A 16,695-nucleotide genomic window follows, 5' to 3' on the forward strand; every position below is an offset into this window, starting at 1 on the left:
GGCCCCCCCCCCCCCCCCCCCCGGGCCCCCGGGCCCCCGGGGCGCGGCGCGGCCCCCGCCCGCCCCCCACGACGTGGTAGCCGCGGTGCTGGGCGGCGGTCGCGCACGCATGGTTGGGCAGGACGCGCAGCCGGGTGCCGAGGGGCAGCTCGGGCAGCTCGGCGCCGTTCCGGGCGGTGAGGGTGCCGTGCTCCTGGCTCGCCGCGCTCATGACCAGGTCCGGGAGGGGGTGCCCGGCCAGGTCGAGGACGAGGCCGTACCCCTGGTCCTGGGGCTGGACGGCGGTGCCGCGGTCCCGGGACATGGCCGTCCAGCCGCCGTCGGTGACGATCCGGCCGAGCTCGGGGCGGTGGCCGATGACGGTCACGACGACCGACAGGGCGAGGTCGTCCGGTCGGCAGACGCCCAGACCGGCCATGACGAGATCGAAGAAGACGTAGTTGCCCGCGCGCAGTTCGGTGACGCCGGTGAGGTCGTCGGCCGCGTGCGCGGTCGGGGTGGAGCCGACGCTGACCGTGGCGACGGGCAGCCCGGCGGCGCGCAGCCGCCGCGCCGCCGCGACCGCGGTGTCGCGCTCGTTCGCGGCGGCCAGGCGCCGCTCCTCGGGGGTGTGGGCGAAGTACGACTCGCCCGCGTGGGTCAGGACGCCGTCGAGGCAGCCCGCCTCGTGCAGGGCGCGGCCGATGGGGACGAGCGCGGGGTCGTCGGCCCGCAGGCCGCCGCGGTGTCCGTCGCAGTCGATCTCGATCTGCGCGGGGACGGCCAGACCGGCGTCGCGTGCGGCGTCGGCGACGCGGAGGGCCTGTTCGCGGCTGTCGAGCAGCACGCGCAGGGTGACGCCGCGGCGCAGGAGGGCGATGACGCGGGGCAGTTTGTGCGGGTCGAGGCCGACGGCGTACGTGATGTCGGTGTAGCCGCCGTCCGCGAACGCCTCGGCCTCGGCGAGGGTGGAGACGGTGACCGGGCAGGCGGCGCCGTCGTGCATCAGGGCGGCGACGTCGAGGCTCTTGGCCGTCTTCACGTGCGGGCGCAGGGTGACCCCGAGCCGGTCGGCCCGCTCCGCCAGCCGGTCGATGTTGCGCAGGGCCTTGTGCACGTCGACGACGGCGAAGGGGGTGTCGGGGTCGGCCAGTGTCCGCACGTCGTCCGGGGCCGGGGTCGGGGTGGTGCTCACGGGGGTACGTCCCTTTCTCGCGGAGGGCCCGGACGGGCGGGGGCCGTGCGGCCGGACGCCGGGCGGAGCGGTTCCCGCCGTCGTCACTTGGTGTAGGCGTACACGCTGGCCCGGGAGATGCCGAGGAGGTCGGCCACGGCCTGGGCGGCGTTACGGGCCTCGAAGTGGCCGTCCTCGTACAGGCGTCGTACGAGTTCCTTCTTCGCCTCCCGGGGCAGCGCGCGGGGTGTCGTGGAGCGCTCGGCGGCGGCCTGCTCGACGATGTCGCGCAGCTCCCGGCGGCTCCGGGCGCGCAGCGACTCCAGCGGGACGTCCCGGTTCCCGGGGCCGGTCGCGACCAGGTTCGCCAGGGTCAGGGTGAGGGGCGAGAGCGTGGAGATGTCCAGGTTCAGGCAGAGGGCGGCGACGTAGGTGCCGGCGGAGTTCCTGATCCCGATCGACGTGCTCTTCGCGGGGCGCCCGTCGGGGAAGCGGTTGGCGTAGTTCTGGACGACGTCCGGGTACCGCGGGTCGTCGATCCGGGCGAGGCCCAGCTCGGTGGCGGGCTCGCCCGCCCGGCGCCCCGACAGGTTGTTCTCGATGTGGCGGATGGCGTGGTCCGGGTCGCGCAGGTCGTGCAGGACGACCTCGCAGATGCCGGGGAACATACGGCCCAGCGCCTGGGCGATCTTCTCGGCCTCGGCCAGGAGGTGCTCGTCCTCGTCCCGGTGGCCGGGGCCGCCGCGGTGGTCGTGGCCGTCCCGATGGCCCGGGTCGTCCCGGTGGTCCGTGCCGCTCGTCGCGTCGGAGGTCATCGCCCGTCCCTGCTCCTGGATTATCTGTCCATCTCTGAACAGATAATCTACTCGCCTCGCGTGCTCCCGTCCAGAACCGGGCCGGCGGGAGCGAGGAGGCGGGTCAGCCGGGCGGCGGTGTCGCTGTCCGGGTCCGGGTGGTAGACGACGAGCACCTGACCGGCCGTGCCGCCGATGGCCAGCCTCTCCCGGTTGAGCTGGAGCGGGCCCGCCCCGGGGTGGCGCAGGTGTTTGGTGGCGCCCTCGCACGCCTCCACGTCATGGCGGGCCCACAGACGCCGGAAGAGGGGACTGGCCAGGGACAGCTCGGTGACCAGCTCGATGGCGCGCGGGTCGTCCGTGTCGGTGCCGACGGACTCGCGGAAGCCCGCGACCATGCCCCGGGCGGCGCTCTCCCAGTCCGGGTGGAGGGCCTGCTCGGCGGGGTCGAGGAAGAGGTCCCGCAGCCGGTTGCCCCCCACGGCGAGGCGCGGCGACAGCGCGGTCGCCAGGGCGTTGGCGGCGAGGACGTCGAAGAAGCGGTTCTCCACCAGGGCGGGGAGCCGAAGCGTGGCGACGAGCTGGGCGGTGGACTGCGGGACGGTCTCCTCCGGGGGCCGGTGCCGGGGGCGCGGGCGGGGGCGGTGGCCGTCGGCGCCGAGCCGGAGCAGATACGCCGTCGCGTCGTCGTCCAGCCGCAGCACCCGGGCCAGCGACGTGAGGACCTGTACGGAGGGGTTGCGGTCCCGCCCCTGCTCCAGGCGCAGGTAGTAGTCGGCGCTGATCCCGGCGAGCAGCGCGACCTCCTCCCGCCGCAGCCCCGGCACGCGCCGTACCCCCACGGCGCGGATACCGGCCTGCTCGGGGGTGACGAGTTCGCGGCGCGCGCGTACGTACTCGCCCAGCGGGTTCGGTCCTTCGGCCATCCCTCCACCGTAAGCGCGCCGCCGCGCGTGTGCCTGGTCCCGCCACCCCCAGGATCGCGGGGGCTCTGGCAGGGGCGCGGCCCCGGCGGCAGCGTGGCCGGTGGCCCGCAGGGGCCGGGATCCCGCGCCCCGACCGGACGGGCGCGGGCGGGCACAGCACGTGAGGAGCAACGACCATGTCGACGTATCTGCTGGTACACGGCGCCTGGCACAGCGGACAGGTCTGGGAGCGGGTGGTCCCGCTGCTGGAGTCCGCCGGACACCGGGTGTACGCGCCGACCCTGACCGGGTACGGGGAGACGGCGCATCTGGCCGGGCCGGGGACCGGGCTCGACACACATGTCGACGACATCGCCGGGCTGATCACCCGGGAGGACCTCACCGGGGTGGTGCTCGTCGGCCACAGCTACGCCGGGCTGGTCGTCTCGGCCGTGGCCAACCGGGTCCCCGACCGGATCGCGCACCTCGTCCACCTCGACGCGATGGTCCCGGAGGACGGCGAGAGCGCGGCCGACGTCCAGCCGATGAGCCAGGCCCTGATCGACCTCGCCCTGGCCTCGGAGAGCGGCTGGCGGATCCCGCCGCTGCCGGAACTGCCGCCGCCCTCGGGCCTGTTCGGGGTCACGGACCCGGCGGACACCGCCTGGCTGCGCGGGCTGCTGTCGGATCATCCGGTGCGCTGCCTCCAGCAGCCGGTCCGTCTGGACAACCCGGCCATGGACGCGATCCCCCGGGCGCACATCCACTGCACCGTCGGCGTTCCGGAGGGCATCTCCCGGCGCCCCGTCCCCGCGACCCAGCCCAACGGCGACCCGGCCCAGGTGTGGGAGCTGGCCACCGGCCACGACTGCATGGTCACCATGCCGCGCGAACTCGCCGGACTGCTGCTCCGGGCCGGGTGAACCGCTCGCCCCGGAAGGATCGGTGACGCACCGTACGTTAGGTTTGCCTTACTTGGTCCGGGGAAGGATCCGGGCTGCCGTCAGGGAGGCCCGCCGCCGTGTCCAGAATCCTCACCCGCCGTATCACCACGGCCGCCGCCGTCACCGCGCTCGCCGTCACGCTCACCTCCTGCGGTGGCGACGAGCCGGCCGGCAACGGCCCGGACAGCGCGTCCGGCGGCGGCGCTGTACACACCGTCGCGACCGTCATGGGCGAGGTGAAGGTCAAGGACGCGCCCCGGCGGGTCGTCGTGCTGGACACCGACGCGCTCGACTCGGCCGTCACCCTCGGGATCACCCCGGTCGGGGCCACCACCGTCGTCGACAAGGCGCCCTTCTCCACCTATCTGCCCGCCGAGCGGCTCAAGGGCATCAAGTCCGTCGGGCTGATCGCACAGCCCAACCTCGAAGCGATCAACGCGCTCGAACCGGACCTGATCCTCAGCAGCAAGGTCCGCGACGAGAAGAACTACGAGGCGCTCTCCGCGATCGCCCCCACCGTCTTCTCCGACACCACCGGCCCCTCCTGGCGGAAGAACTTCGCCCTGCACGCCGACGCCCTCGGCAGGAAGAACGAGGCCAAGAAGGTCGTCTCGGAGTACGAGGCCCATGTGAAGCAGGTGACCGAGGCGCTCGGCGGGCCCGAGAAGGCCGAGCGGCTGAAGGTCGGCTTCGTACGGTTCATCGAGGGCGCGGACACCCGGCTCTACCTCAACGACACCTTCGTCGGCTCCCTCTTCAAGGACCTCCGGGTCGGCCGGCCCGCCAACCAGGACAAGGACGGCTTCTCCCTCGACGTCAGCCCGGAGCAGATCGACCAGGCGGACGCGGACGTCATCTTCTACTCCGCCTACGGGGACGCGAAGAAGTCCAAGGAGACGGAGACCACGGCCGGGCCGCTCTGGAAGAACCTGGTCGCGGTGGAGAAGAACACGGCCTTCAAGGTCGACGACAACCTGTGGATGCTCGGCATCGGCTACACGGGGGCGGGCCAGATCCTGGACGCCGTCGAGAAGAGCTACGAGTCCGCCGCCCGCTAGGGTCTTTCGTCTGGATCCGGCAGGGCCGGCAGGGCCAGCGGGTTGGCGACCGTGCCGTGGAAGCCGTCGCCCCCGAACCGTTCGCGGTTGGGGGCGGCCCGCGCGAACGAGGGCGCGAGCAGCCCGAACGACGCGATCCGGTCCGCCGGTTGGGGGAAGCGGTGGTGGTAGCGGTCGATCTCGGCCCGCACCAGCGCCCAGAACTCCCCCTCCGGTACGCCGAGCCCGCGCTCCGCCAGCGGCGCGAAGAAGCGGAAGTGGCCGGCGAAAACGGTGCTGAGCAGCGAGTGCGCCAGCTCGCCGGCCGGGCGGCGCGGCAGCGCGGCGGGCGCCTCCCCGGCCCCCGCCGGCGCGTCGCCCGCCAGGACGGTGACGCTCTCCGCGAGGTCCTTGACCGCGATCCCGATCGGGATGTCATGGCCGTCGAAGAGCATCACGGTGTTCCCGCCGTGCGGCCGGAAGGCCACCCCGTACCGGTACAGGTGGTGCAGCAGCCCCGGCAGCAGCGCCGCGAGGAAACGTTCCAGCCAGGCCCGCGCACCGAGTCCGGAGCGGGCCACCAGCTCCTCGGCGAGCGTGCGCCCGTCCGCCCCTTCGAGCAGGACGGACGCCACGGAACGGGCCCGCTCACGCTCCCGCAGCAGCGTCGCGACGGGCTCGCGCCAGACCGCGCCGAGGAGTTCGCGGTAGCTGTCCGGGGCGTCCCCGACCGCCCCGTACAGCGGATGGCGCACGGTGACGGACGCCGCCTCGGCCAGCGGATGGAAGCGCAGTTCGTCCCTCAGGTACGGATCGCCCTCCCGCAACCCCCGCAGCCACGCGCTCACTTCGGGCGCCGCCCCGGTCGGCCCCGGCGGCAGCCCGCGCCGGCCCCGGGCGGCGCGGGAGCCGGGGGAGTCGCGGATGAGGAGCGGCAGCTTCACGACGCGGCGGTGCGGACGGTCCAGGTTGGCGAGGGTACGGACGGGGCGGAGCGGACGGTACCGGTCGGCGCTCTGGCCGAGCTGCACGACCCTGCCGTCCACCAGGTACGGCGTGAAGAGCGTGGCGACGGCCTCGTCCCACTGGTACGGATGGACCGGCAGCCAGACGAACTCCTCCACCGCGAACCCGCTCTCCGCGCACGCCTGGCCGAGCGTGGCGGCGAACCGTTCGCGCGTCCTCGGGTCCAGCTCCTCCGCGAGCAGCCGCTCGGCGGGCAGCGGGCGGAGCCCGTCACCCGTGCCCCCGCCCGCGTACGTGGCGAGGTCGCGGTGGACGGCCGCCCACGTCAGCCGTACGGCACGGGCCGCCTCCGGCGCGTACGCCGCGGCGTCGGAGGCGGAGAAGCCCACACGGCCCTTGTCGAGCAGCACGGAGGGGTGGCCGTCCTGGTACGCCTCCAGGTCGAGATGGCCGAGATCGGCGAGGTCGGCGGCGGGCAGCGCGCGCCGGACCGCCTCGGCGTCGGCGCGGCGGGTGGCGGTCAGCTCGCGCAGCGCCTCGGCGGTGGTGGGGCCGTCCCAGCCGAGGACGGTACGGGCGTCGAGCAACAGCCGTTCGGGGCCCGCCTCCTCGGGCGCCTCCGGATGGCGGCGCAGACTGCCGGGGTCGAGCCGCCAGGCGCCGAAGGTGCCGCGCGTGGCCCGGAAGGTCCAGCGCACCCCGTCGTCGAAGTCGAGCCGGTGGACGGCGGGGACGCCTGCGGGCCCCGGGGCGCCCTCCCGCACCGGGACGAGCAGTTCCTCGTACGCGAACTCCTCCACCGCCTTGACCAGCAGCCGGCGCCCGGCGTCTGCCCAGGCGTCGCGGAGAGGGCGGATCATCAGGGGCTCCCCTCGGAGACGGAGGCGGGGGCGGAGGCGGGCGCCCCCGGGGCGCCGAAGGTCGTCCACGCCGCGCGCTCCGGCACCCGGAGCACCGTCCGCCCCGCCACCGCGTTGAGGATCGTCGCCGCGCGCCACGCGCCCAGGGTCAGATCGGGGGCGCCGACGCCGTGCGTGTGCAGCTCGGCGTTCTGGACGTACAGCGCGCCGGAGACCCGCCGGTCGAGCGCGACGCGGTAGTCGCCGTCGATCCGGTAGCGGCTCCGCTCGTCCCAGTCCACCAGCTTCGCCAGACCGTCCAGGAATCCGGGGCGCGCCGCCGCGTACCCGGTGGCCGAGACGACCGCCGCCGTCCGCACCTCGAACAGCTCGTCCTGCTCGGTGTGGCGGCACGTCAGTACGTAGCCGCCGCCGCGCCGCTCCATCCCCTCGACCGCCACGCCCGGGTGGAGCGCGGCGCGCGGCTCCGTGCCGCCTATCGTCCGCTCGTACAGCTCGTCGTGTATCTCGCCCAGCGTCTCCTCGCTGACGCCCTTGTAGAGCTGCCACTGCTCGCGCACGAGCCGTTCGCGGCGCGCCTCGGGCAGGGCGCGGAAGTAGCGGATGTAGTCGGGCGTGAAGTGCTCCAGGCCGAGCTTGGAGTACTCCATGGGCGCGAACGCGGGCGTCCGTGCCAGCCAGCGCACGTACGGGCCGCCCGCGCCGCCGCCGTCCTGGTGGCGCAGCAGGTCGAGGACGACCTCGGCGCCCGACTGGCCCGCCCCCAGGACCGTGACGTCGTCGAGACCGGCCAGCCGGGTGCGGTGGGTGCGGTAGTCGGCGCTGTGCAGCACCCGCGTACCGCTGTCGTCCCCGGCGTCGTGGAGATGGGGACGCAGCGGGTCCGGGACGACCGGGTCCGTACCGACGCCCAGGACGACCTGGCGGGCCCGTACGGTCGAGACGGCGCCGGCGGACGAGCGGTGGGTCACGAGGAAGGACTCGGCGCCCTCGTCCCAGCTCAGGTCGGTGACGCGCGCGTCGAAGCGGCAGGACGGCAGGTTCTCGGTGACCCAGCGGCAGTAGTGGTCGTACTCGCGGCGGGGTATGTGGAAGCGCTCCGAGAAGAAGAACGGGAACATCCGGTCGTGCTCACGGAGGTAGTTGAGGTACGACCAGCGGCTGGTCGGATCCGCCATGGTCACCAGGTCGGCGAGGAAAGGGACCTGAAGGATCGTTCCCTCCAGCAGCAGCCCCGGATGCCAGGAGAAGGCGGGCTTGGCGTCGAGGAAGAGCGTTCGCGGCCCGCCCCCGGGGACACCGTCCGCGAGGGCGGCCAGCGAGAGGTTGAACGGGCCGATCCCGACCCCGACGAGGTCGTACACCTCGCCGGGCGCCCGCCCGTCGACCGCGTCGACGTCACCGGGACCGTGGCTGTCGTGGGGGGTCGTCACTGCTGGGCCTCCGCAAGGGGATGGTGGGGGCGGGGAGTTACGAGGAGGGCGGGGGCCGGTGGCTCGGCGGCCCCCTGTGCTGACCTCACCTCATCACACCCGTCTCTTCCGCCCCTTCCGTCCCTTCGCTCTCCTCCTCCGCCTGACCGGCGGCCACGACCGCCGCCAGCAGCCGGTCCACGTCGTCGGCCGTGGCGTACGGGTTGAGCAGGGTGAGCTTGAGGCGTACGCGGCCGGGGCCCTCGCCCGGCAGCTCCGTACGGCCGACGACGGCCCGGCCCTCGCGCAGCAGCCTGCGGCGCAGCCGTGCGTTGAGGTCGTCGCTCCTGGCCGCGTCCGCCGTCCCGTCCCCCCGCGCGTGCGTGCCGTGCGGTACGTAGCGGAACAGGAAGGCGGTCAGCACCGGTTCGGAGTGCAGCGCCAGCCGGGGGTGTTCCCGTACGGCGCGCGCGCCCGCGAGCGCCAGCTCCCGGCAGGCGTCGACCAGCCGCCCGAGCCCGTCCCGGCCCAGGGCCCGCAGGGTGACCGCGATCTTGAAGGCGTCGGCGCGCCGGGTCGTACGGAGCGACAGGCCGAGCAGGCTCGGGTAGCCGGCCTCCTCGTCGTCCGCCGGGTTGAGGTAGACCGCCCGGCGCGCGAGCGAGGCGTAGGTCTCCGACGCGCGGACCAGGAAGACCCCGGCGGCGGCCGGCTGCCAGCCGAGCTTGTGCCAGTCCAGGGAGACGGAGTCGGCGAGCGCGAGCCCGTCCAGCAGCGGGGCGAGCCGGTCGGAGAGCAGGGCGCCGCCGCCGTACGCCGCGTCGACGTGCAGCCAGGCACCGTGGGCGGCGGCGAGGCGGGCGCAGGCGCGCAGCGGGTCGACGGCGCCGGTGTCGGTGGTGCCGGCGGTGGCCACGACGGCGACGGGGAGTTCACCGCGGGCGGCGCAGCCGTCGAGCGCGGCGGCCAACGCCTGCGGGTCCATGCGCAGTTCGTGGTCGACGGGGACGAGGAGCACCGCGTCCTCGCCGAGCCCGAGGAGGGCGGCGGCGCGCTGGACGGAGAAGTGCGCGGCGGCGGAGGCGAGGATGCGGGGCCGGCCCGCGGCGCCGCCGGTGGCCACGCCGGTGAGCTCGACCTGCCGTCCGGTCGCGGCGCCGAGGACGCGGTCCCTGGCGAGCATCAGGCCCATCAGGTTCGACTCCGTACCGCCGGAGGTGAGCACCCCGGCGGCGCGCGTGTCGTCGTACCCGACGAGCCGGGCCATCTCCTGGAGCAGCAGGGTCTCCAGGGTGGTCGCGGCGGGCGCCTGGTCCCAGGAGTCCTGGGAGGGGTTGAGCGCGGAGACGGCGAGGTCGGCGGCGACGGCGATCGCGAGGGGCGGGCAGTGCAGATGGGCGGCGCAGGCGGGGTCGGCGGGGTCGGCGCTGCCGTGGGCGAGGAGTTCGGTGAGCCGCGCGAGTACGGCGCCGGTGTCCGTGGAGCCGGTGCCGGTGGCGGTGCCTGTGGCGGTGCTGTCGGCGCCTGTGCCGGTGCCGGTGGCGTCCGCGAGGGCTTGGGCGACGGCGGCGGCGATGGACTCGGGGCGGCCGGGGGCGACGGGGCCGTCGCGGCGTTCGGCGCCCTCGGTGAGGGCGGCCAGCACGGTCGCGACCAGCGGCTCCAGGGCCTGCGGCCCACCGGTGCCACCGGAGAGCGGCGCGGAGGCGGCCGACGCGCGGGCGGGCGCCCCGCCCGGTGCGGGGGCGGGCGCCCCGCCCTGTGCCGGGACCTGGGCCGTGCCCTCCGGCGGGGCCGGCGCGGCCGTCCTCGTCCGGGGGTCCTGCTGCGTCCGGGGGTCCGTCTCTGTCCGGGTGTGCGTCGTCATGCCTGCCGTCCCTGGGCCGCGTCCTTGGAAACCGTGGCGATCGCGTCCGCCAGCCGGTCCACCACCGCCTCCGCCTGCTCGTCCGTGATGGTCAGCGGGGGCAGCAGCCGTACGGTCGCGTCGAACCGCCCGCCCAGCTCCACGATCAGCCCCCGGTCCAGACAGGCCGCCCGTACCCGCACGGCCAGTTCCGCGTCGGCCGGGCGGGCCCCGCAGGCGTCCGACGGCGCCTCCGGGTCGACGAGTTCGACGCCGATCATCAGCCCCCGCCCCCGTACGTCGCCGATCGCCGGGAGGTCCGCGCGCAGGCTGTCGAGGCGTGCCGTCATCCGGGCGCCGACCACCGCCGCGCGCTCGCTCAGCCCCTCGGCGGACACGAACCGCAGCGTCGCCGCGCCCGCCGCCATGGCCAGGGTGTTGCCCCGGAAGGTGCCGGTGTGGGCGCCGGGCAGCCAGCCGTCGTACTTCTCGTCGTACACGATCACGGCCATCGGCAGCCCGCCGCCGATCGCCTTCGACAGGACCAGCACGTCCGGGGTGATGCCGCTGTGCTCGACGGCCCAGAAGGCGCCCGTACGCCCGACGCCCGTCTGCACCTCGTCCACGATCAGCGGAACACCGCGCTCCGAGGTGAGCCGCCGCATCGTGCGCAGCCAGTCGTCGGGCGCCGGGACCGCGCCGCCCTCGCCCTGCACCACCTCGACGATCATCGCGGCGGGCGGGACGACCCCGCCCGCCGGATCGTCGAGCAGCCGCTCCGTGTACGTGGCGGCGAGGCCGGCCCCGCGGTCGCCGCCGACGCCGAACGGGCAGCGGTACGCGTACGGGTACGGCAGCCGTGTCACCTCGGCCCCGCCGCCCGCGACCCGCTCCTTGACGGCGACGCTGCCGGTCACGCCCAGCGCGCCCGCCGTCATGCCGTGGTACGCGCCGGTGAACGCGAGCAGCCCGCTCCGCCCGGTCGCGGTCTGCGTCAGCTTCAGGGCCGCCTCGACCGCGTCCGTACCGGCGGGTCCGCAGAAGTGCACCCGGGCGCGGTCGGCGAAGCCGCCCGGCAGGGTGGCGAAGAGCGCGTCGGTGAAGTCGTCCTTCTCCGGGGTCGCCAGATCGAGGACGTGCAGCGGCGCTCCGCTGTCCATCGTGCGCCGGACGGCCTCCAGCGTGACGGGGTGGTTGTGGCCGAGTGCGAGGGTGCCCGCGCCGGAGAGGCAGTCCAGGTAGCGGCGGCCGTCCGTCCCCTCGACGGTCATGCCCGACGCGCGGACGGGGACGATCGGGAACGAGCGGGCGTAGGTGCGCGCCGAGGACTCCCGGGCGCGCTGGCGCCGCAGGATCCCGTCGGCCGCCGTGGTCGCGGCGGTGGCCTGGGCGGGCAGGGCGACGGGCGGCACGATCGAGGGGGGCACGGTCATGACACGACTCCGGAGGTGCGAGGAAGGACGAACTCCCGGTCGTACGAGCCCGCGTAGGGGAGAACGATCAGATCCCCCGTGCGTACCCGGTCGATCGGGACATCACGCGGAAGGGTGTCGCCGGGAGGGGGTCGGAGCGGGACGGGCACGGCTGGCACTACCTCGGGGTGGGGGGTGCTGCGGAAGGGGCGCATGCCCAACAGCTTGCACCGCAAAGGTTTTGCTGAGGAGTCGTCAGGGACCCGACTCCCACGGGATAGTTAGGCGAGCCTAACCTAATGTCTTCCCGGGGGTGGCGCCAACCGGCCCCCGCCGCGCGCGGGTCGGGCGCGGACCGGATCAGGGGGCGGGGACCGGTCCTCGCATATGGGCGCTGATCCACTGGATCAGACCGGCGTCGGCCATGTTCGGCACGTAGGTGCGCGCGTTGTGGCCGCCGCCCTGGATCACGCTGAGCCTGGTCCTGATCGGCCCCTTGGTGTACGTACGGACGAAGTCCTCGACCTTCGGCCTGGTGCGGGCGTCCGAGCCGACCGTGCCCACCTGGAAGGCCAGATAGACGTCGGGGCCCTTCGCCCTGATCAGCGCGGGTGCGAGGACCGTGGGGTCGTTCTCCCGCTCCTGCTGTTCGTGCCCGGCCCAGAGCCGGGAGTCCGGCACGAGGTCCGGGCCCGAGACGAGGGCCGCCTTGAACCGGTGGGGCTTCTGGAGGACGGACTTCAGCCCGGCGAATCCGCCCGTGGACGAACCCATGATCGCCCAGCCGTCACGCGACTTCAGGGTGCGGAAGTTCGCCCTGACGAGATCGGGGACGTCCTCGGTCAGCCAGGTGCCCATCTTCGGCTGGCCGGGGATGTCGCTGGCGTCCCAGTAGAGCCCGCCGGTGTCGGGGCGGGGGTTGAGCACCGGCATGGCCAGGATGAAGGGCAGGCTCCTGCCCTCCCGGGACCACCGGGCGATGCTCGCCTCCAGTTTCAGATCCGTCCCCATCCAGTAGTTGACGGGGTAACCGGCGCCCCCGGGCAGCGCGATCAGGACGGGGAACCCGCTCCTCGCGTACGCCGGATCCTTGTACTGCGGCGGCGCCCAGACCCAGACCCGCCCCGTGAATCCGGACTTCCTCCCCCGCAGTGTCGTGACGGCGATCTTGGACCCGTCCTCGGGAACGGTCGCGGCCACGGTGAACGCGGCGGCCGGCCCGGTCGGCATCAGCACCTCGGACGCCCCGGCGGCCACCGCCGGTCGCCGGCCACCGCCCTCGGTCATGGGCGTGGGGGCCGTGGCCCCGCCCTGGTCGAAGCTGATCGGGTCGCCGGTGTCGGAGAGGACCCCGAGCGCGTCGAGCACGGGCCAGGCGCCCACCCCCAGGCAGAGGGCCAGCGCCACGGCCACTCCGAGGGCCCGCCTCCTGCGGGGCGCGTGAGCGCTCGCCCCTGTTCCGTTCCCCCTCTTGCGGCGGGCGTGCGGCATCGGCGTTCTCCTGCGTTCTCCTGGGGCGTGCGGTCTGATCCGCCCATCAGGAGGGGCACCACGGACCCAAGGGTTCCGGATTGGTACGACAAATCTACGCAAAGTGACCCGAAGTCGCAGAGCGGAGCCGTTGCCATGGGGTCGGAATAGATTCGGCGCCCTCCGCCGTTGTACGCTGCACTCGGCAAAGTTGAAGCTTCAACCATTTCGATGGAGCCGGATCAGAGGCCAGTCCACCGAAGAGGCGAGAGGTGAGCTCGATGCAGTTCGGGATCTTCACAGTCGGCGATGTCACGACCGACCCGACGACCGGACGTACGCCGACCGAGCACGAGCGGATCAAGGCGATGGTCGCCATCGCGCAGAAGGCCGAGGAGGTCGGGCTGGACGTCTTCGCGACGGGCGAGCACCACAACCCGCCCTTCGTGCCGTCCTCGCCGACCACCATGCTCGGCTACATCGCGGCCACCACCGAGCGCCTCATCCTCTCCACCTCCACCACCCTCATCACCACCAACGACCCGGTGAAGATCGCCGAGGACTTCGCGATGCTCCAGCACCTGGCCGGCGGGCGCGTCGACCTGATGATGGGGCGCGGGAACACCGGGCCGGTCTACCCCTGGTTCGGGGAGGACATCCGGCAGGGCATCCCGCTCGCCATCGAGAAGTACGCCCTGCTGCACAAGTTGTGGCGCGAGGACGTCGTGGACTGGGAGGGCAAGTTCCGTACGCCGCTCCAGGGCTTCACCTCGACGCCCCGGCCGCTGGACGGGGTCCCGCCGTTCGTCTGGCACGGGTCGATCCGGTCGCCCGAGATCGCCGAGCAGGCCGCCTTCTACGGGGACGGCTTCTTCGCCAACAACATCTTCTGGCCCAAGGGCCACTTCCAGAAGCTGATCAACCTCTACCGCAAGCGGTACGCGCACTACGGCCACGGCACCCCCGAGCAGGCGGTCGTCGGGCTCGGCGGCCAGGTGTTCATGCGGAAGAACTCGCAGGACGCGGTACGGGAGTTCCGGCCGTACTTCGACAACGCGCCGGTGTACGGGCACGGTCCCTCCCTGGAGGAGTTCACCGAGCAGACCCCGCTGACCGTGGGCAGCCCGCAGGAGGTCATCGACAAGACGCTGTCCTTCCGCGAGACCTTCGGCGACTATCAGCGCCAGCTCTTCCTGATGGACCACGCGGGGCTGCCGCTGAAGACGGTGCTGGAACAGCTCGACCTGCTGGGCGAGGAGGTCGTGCCCGTCCTGCGCAAGGAGTTCGCGAACCTGCGGCCCGCCGGGGTCCCGGAGGGACCGCTGCACCCGGCCGTCGCCCCGGCGCGGAAGGCCGCCCCCGCGGAGAAGAAGGAGCTGTGACCATGGCCGCTCTGCCGGACAACTCCGGGCGACCGCTGAAGCTGGTCGCCGTGTCGGCCGGTCTCGGCAAGCCGTCCTCGACGCGGCTGCTGGCCGACCGGCTGGCGGAGGCGTCCGTACGGGCGCTCGCCGCCGGGGACCGCAAGGCGGAGGTGGAGATCGTCGAGCTGCGCGAGCTGGCCGTCGACATCGCCAACCATCTGGTCACCGGCTTCCCCTCGGCCACGCTCGGCGCGGCCCTGGCGGCGGTGACCGGGGCGGACGGGGTGATCGCGGTGACACCGGTGTTCGCCGGTTCGTACAGCGGGCTGTTCAAGTCGTTCTTCGACCTGGTCGACCCCGACGCGCTCACCGGGACGCCCGTGCTCCTCGCGGCCACCGGGGGGACCGCCCGTCACTCCCTCGTGGTGGAGCACGCGATGCGCCCGCTCTTCTCGTACCTCCACGCGCTGACCCTGCCGACCGCCGTGTTCGCCGCGACGGACGACTGGGGCGCCGGGGCGGACACGCACGAGGGCGGACTGCCGGCCCGGATCGACCGGGCGGGCGGGGAGTTCGGCCGACTGCTCCAGGGACGAGAGGGACGAGCAGTGGGAGAGGTGGGAGAGGTGCGCGAGGGGAGCGAGGAAGGCGGCGCGGGCGAGAGCGAGTTCGACGACGTCGTGCCTTTCGAGCAGCTTCTCGCGAATGTCACGCAGTGATCTGATGGCGACGAACATCCGTTGTCGGTGGGGTCTCCTATGGTTTGACCATGACCCCAGCTCTCATCGGGCGTGACCACCCCCTGGGTGTCCTCCGGGCGGAGATCGCCCGGACGACGGACAGCCACGGGGGCCTCGCGCTGGTCACGGGCGAGGCGGGCATCGGCAAGACCGCGCTCGTCACGCGGGCCGCGCACGAGGCGCGGCGGCGCGGGGCGCTCGTGCTGGGCGGCTCGTGCTGGGAGTCGGACAGCGCGCCGGGGTACTGGCCGTGGACACAGGTCCTGCGGGGGCTGCGGCGCGCGGTCGGGGCGGAGCGCTGGGCCGAGGTCGAGGACGCGGCGGGCGGGCGGCTCGCGGCGCTGCTGGGCGACCCGGGCTCCGCGCGGTCCTTACGGTCGCGGGACGGCGCGAACTCCCCGCAGGACGCCTTCGGGTGGTACGACGCGGTGACCACGGCCCTGGTCACCGTCGCGCAGGACCGCCCGGTCGTGGTCGTCCTCGACGATCTGCACGGGGCGGACACCGCCTCGCTGCGGCTCCTCGAATTCGCCGCGCAGCACGCCTGGTTCGAGCGGCTGCTGCTCATCGGGGCCTACCGGGACGTGGAGGTGGAGGCGCCGGGCCATCCGCTCCAGCGGCTGTTCCTCCCGCTGGTCGCGCGGGCGGCGACGACGCTCACGCTGACCGGGCTCGACCGTGAGGAGGTGGGCGCGCTGCTCGCGCTCACCGCCGGGCGGGAGCCGGAGGCGGCCGTCATGGACGAGGTTCACCGGCGGACCGGCGGCAACCCGTTCTTCGTCGAGCAGACCGCCCGGCTCTGGCACGGCGGCGGCCCGCTCTCCGCCGTGGCGCCCGGGGTGAGCCAGGCCGTACGGAGCAGGATCGCCCAACTTCCGCCGCCGGTCGCCGCGTTGCTGACGTCGGCCGCCGTGCTGGGGAGGGAGTTCCACCGCCGGGTGCTGGCGGGCGTGACGGCCGCGCCCGTACCGCAGGTGGACCGGCTGCTGGAGCGCGCCGTGGCGGCCCGGGTGGTGGTGGGCGGCCGGGCGGGCAGGTTCGCCTTCGCGCACGATCTCGTACGGGAGGCGCTGTACGCCGCGCTGCCCGAGCAGGACGTACGGCGCCGCCACGCCGCGGTCGTCCGCGCCCTGGACGGCGATCCCGCGCTCAACGGGCGTCTGTTCCCCGCAGAGTTGGCCCGGCACGCCTATCTGGCGGGCGAGGCCCTGGAGCGCGACCGGCGGCTGGACGTGCTGCTGGCGGCGGCGCGGGACGCCTCCAGCCGGCTGGCCGGGGAGGAGGCCCTGGGCCACTACCGGCGGGCGCTGGAGATCGCGGAGGGGGCGGGGGCCGGGGGCGAGGAGCCGGGGGCCGGGGGCGGTGATCCGCGGCGGGCCGTGCTGATCGCGCTGGACCTCGGCGGCGAGCTGCGGAACTACGGCGAGGAGGAGGAGGCCTGGCGGTACTTCGCACGGGCCGTCGCCCCCGCCCGCGCGCTGTGCGACCCCGAGCTGCTGGCCCGCGTGGCGCTCACCCTGCACCGCCGGGGCGGCGTCCCGGGGCGCGAGGCGCAGACCGCCGGGCTGCTGCGGGAGGCCCACGACACCCTGATCGGCGGCGGCCCCGATCCGCGGGGGCTCGATCCGGCCCGGCTCGCGCAGGAGCTGACCGTACGGTCCACGGCGCTGGCGCGCCGCGAGGAGGACGACGACGCGCTGGCCGTCTCGCTCCGGGCGCGCCACCACACCATCTGGGGGCGGGGCACGGCGGCCCAACCGCACCCGCACACCCACGATCTTGCCGCCCACGC

The 16,695-nt window shown here is 74.2% G+C and carries 13 protein-coding genes; 5 read left to right on the top strand and 8 right to left on the bottom strand.

Going from position 1 to position 16,695, the window contains the following annotated elements; all coding sequences use genetic code 11:
• From ACFXPK_RS09305 to ACFXPK_RS09315, 3 genes are all read right to left on the bottom strand, one after another.
• Positions 1-1,174 (bottom strand): alanine racemase (locus tag ACFXPK_RS09305; RefSeq protein ID WP_385073334.1); only part of this gene is annotated, 1,174 nt, incomplete at its 3' end.
• A gap of 83 nt (positions 1,175-1,257) precedes the next feature.
• Positions 1,258-1,968 (bottom strand): transcriptional regulator, encoded by a 711-nt coding sequence (locus tag ACFXPK_RS09310; RefSeq protein ID WP_385004558.1) that lies wholly within the window; start codon positions 1,966-1,968, stop codon positions 1,258-1,260.
• A gap of 47 nt (positions 1,969-2,015) precedes the next feature.
• Positions 2,016-2,873: a helix-turn-helix domain-containing protein gene (locus ACFXPK_RS09315; protein ID WP_385073339.1), complete on the bottom strand. Its 858-nt coding sequence runs from the start codon at positions 2,871-2,873 to the stop codon at positions 2,016-2,018.
• A gap of 176 nt (positions 2,874-3,049) precedes the next feature.
• Between ACFXPK_RS09315 and ACFXPK_RS09320 the strand changes: the two genes are divergently transcribed.
• Together ACFXPK_RS09320 and ACFXPK_RS09325 are read left to right on the top strand one after the other, a co-directional pair.
• Positions 3,050-3,775 carry an alpha/beta fold hydrolase gene (locus tag ACFXPK_RS09320; protein WP_385004562.1) on the top strand — a complete coding sequence of 242 codons (726 nt, stop codon included), beginning with the start codon at positions 3,050-3,052 and terminating at the stop codon, positions 3,773-3,775.
• A gap of 98 nt (positions 3,776-3,873) precedes the next feature.
• Entirely contained in the window at positions 3,874-4,854 is a 981-nt protein-coding gene (locus ACFXPK_RS09325) for an ABC transporter substrate-binding protein (RefSeq protein ID WP_385004564.1), read from the top strand.
• On the opposite strand, the gene ACFXPK_RS09330 is transcribed toward ACFXPK_RS09325, so the two are convergent.
• The 5 genes from ACFXPK_RS09330 to ACFXPK_RS09350 form a co-directional block, all read right to left on the bottom strand.
• Entirely contained in the window at positions 4,851-6,659 is a 1,809-nt protein-coding gene (locus ACFXPK_RS09330) for an IucA/IucC family protein (RefSeq protein WP_385073343.1), read from the bottom strand. The two genes, ACFXPK_RS09325 and ACFXPK_RS09330, sit on opposite strands and share 4 nt — an antisense overlap.
• Complete coding sequence (locus ACFXPK_RS09335) at positions 6,659-8,092, bottom strand: lysine N(6)-hydroxylase/L-ornithine N(5)-oxygenase family protein (RefSeq protein ID WP_385073346.1); 1,434 nt, start codon at positions 8,090-8,092, stop codon at positions 6,659-6,661. The genes ACFXPK_RS09330 and ACFXPK_RS09335 overlap by 1 nt, the downstream gene beginning before the upstream one ends.
• Before the next feature lie 85 nt (positions 8,093-8,177).
• Positions 8,178-9,938 (bottom strand): pyridoxal phosphate-dependent decarboxylase family protein, encoded by a 1,761-nt coding sequence (locus ACFXPK_RS09340; protein WP_385073349.1) that lies wholly within the window; start codon positions 9,936-9,938, stop codon positions 8,178-8,180.
• Positions 9,935-11,350, bottom strand: a complete 1,416-nt coding sequence (locus tag ACFXPK_RS09345) for a diaminobutyrate--2-oxoglutarate transaminase family protein (protein ID WP_385073352.1) — start codon at positions 11,348-11,350, stop codon at positions 9,935-9,937. Before ACFXPK_RS09345 ends, ACFXPK_RS09340 begins: the two co-directional genes overlap by 4 nt.
• A 339-nt stretch (positions 11,351-11,689) precedes the next feature.
• Entirely contained in the window at positions 11,690-12,742 is a 1,053-nt protein-coding gene (locus tag ACFXPK_RS09350) for an alpha/beta hydrolase (protein WP_385073354.1), read from the bottom strand.
• 338 nt (positions 12,743-13,080) lie between these two features.
• Between ACFXPK_RS09350 and ACFXPK_RS09355 the strand changes: the two genes are divergently transcribed.
• The 3 genes from ACFXPK_RS09355 to ACFXPK_RS09365 form a co-directional block, all read left to right on the top strand.
• Positions 13,081-14,181 carry an LLM class flavin-dependent oxidoreductase gene (locus ACFXPK_RS09355; RefSeq protein ID WP_385005223.1) on the top strand — a complete coding sequence of 367 codons (1,101 nt, stop codon included), beginning with the start codon at positions 13,081-13,083 and terminating at the stop codon, positions 14,179-14,181.
• Between the two features lie 2 nt (positions 14,182-14,183).
• A complete protein-coding gene (locus ACFXPK_RS09360; protein ID WP_385073357.1) occupies positions 14,184-14,882 on the top strand; it encodes an FMN reductase in 699 nt (232 codons plus the stop codon).
• Positions 14,883-14,932: 50 nt separating this feature from the next.
• The coding region (locus ACFXPK_RS09365; protein WP_385073360.1) for an AAA family ATPase at positions 14,933-16,695 on the top strand (1,763 nt) is incomplete at its 3' end.

The sequence above is a fragment of the Streptomyces sp. NPDC059142 genome (genome assembly GCF_042755665.1).
Lineage (GTDB): Bacteria > Actinomycetota > Actinomycetes > Streptomycetales > Streptomycetaceae > Streptomyces.

Coding starts and splice junctions, on each gene's coding strand:
- ACFXPK_RS09320 (WP_385004562.1), top strand. CDS start 3,050: ATGTCGACGTATCTGCTGGTACACGGCGCCTGGCACAGCGGACAGGTC.
- ACFXPK_RS09340 (WP_385073349.1), bottom strand. CDS start 9,938: ATGACGACGCACACCCGGACAGAGACGGACCCCCGGACGCAGCAGGAC.
- ACFXPK_RS09310 (WP_385004558.1), bottom strand. CDS start 1,968: ATGACCTCCGACGCGACGAGCGGCACGGACCACCGGGACGACCCGGGC.
- ACFXPK_RS09345 (WP_385073352.1), bottom strand. CDS start 11,350: ATGACCGTGCCCCCCTCGATCGTGCCGCCCGTCGCCCTGCCCGCCCAG.
- ACFXPK_RS09360 (WP_385073357.1), top strand. CDS start 14,184: ATGGCCGCTCTGCCGGACAACTCCGGGCGACCGCTGAAGCTGGTCGCC.
- ACFXPK_RS09355 (WP_385005223.1), top strand. CDS start 13,081: ATGCAGTTCGGGATCTTCACAGTCGGCGATGTCACGACCGACCCGACG.
- ACFXPK_RS09315 (WP_385073339.1), bottom strand. CDS start 2,873: ATGGCCGAAGGACCGAACCCGCTGGGCGAGTACGTACGCGCGCGCCGC.
- ACFXPK_RS09330 (WP_385073343.1), bottom strand. CDS start 6,659: ATGATCCGCCCTCTCCGCGACGCCTGGGCAGACGCCGGGCGCCGGCTG.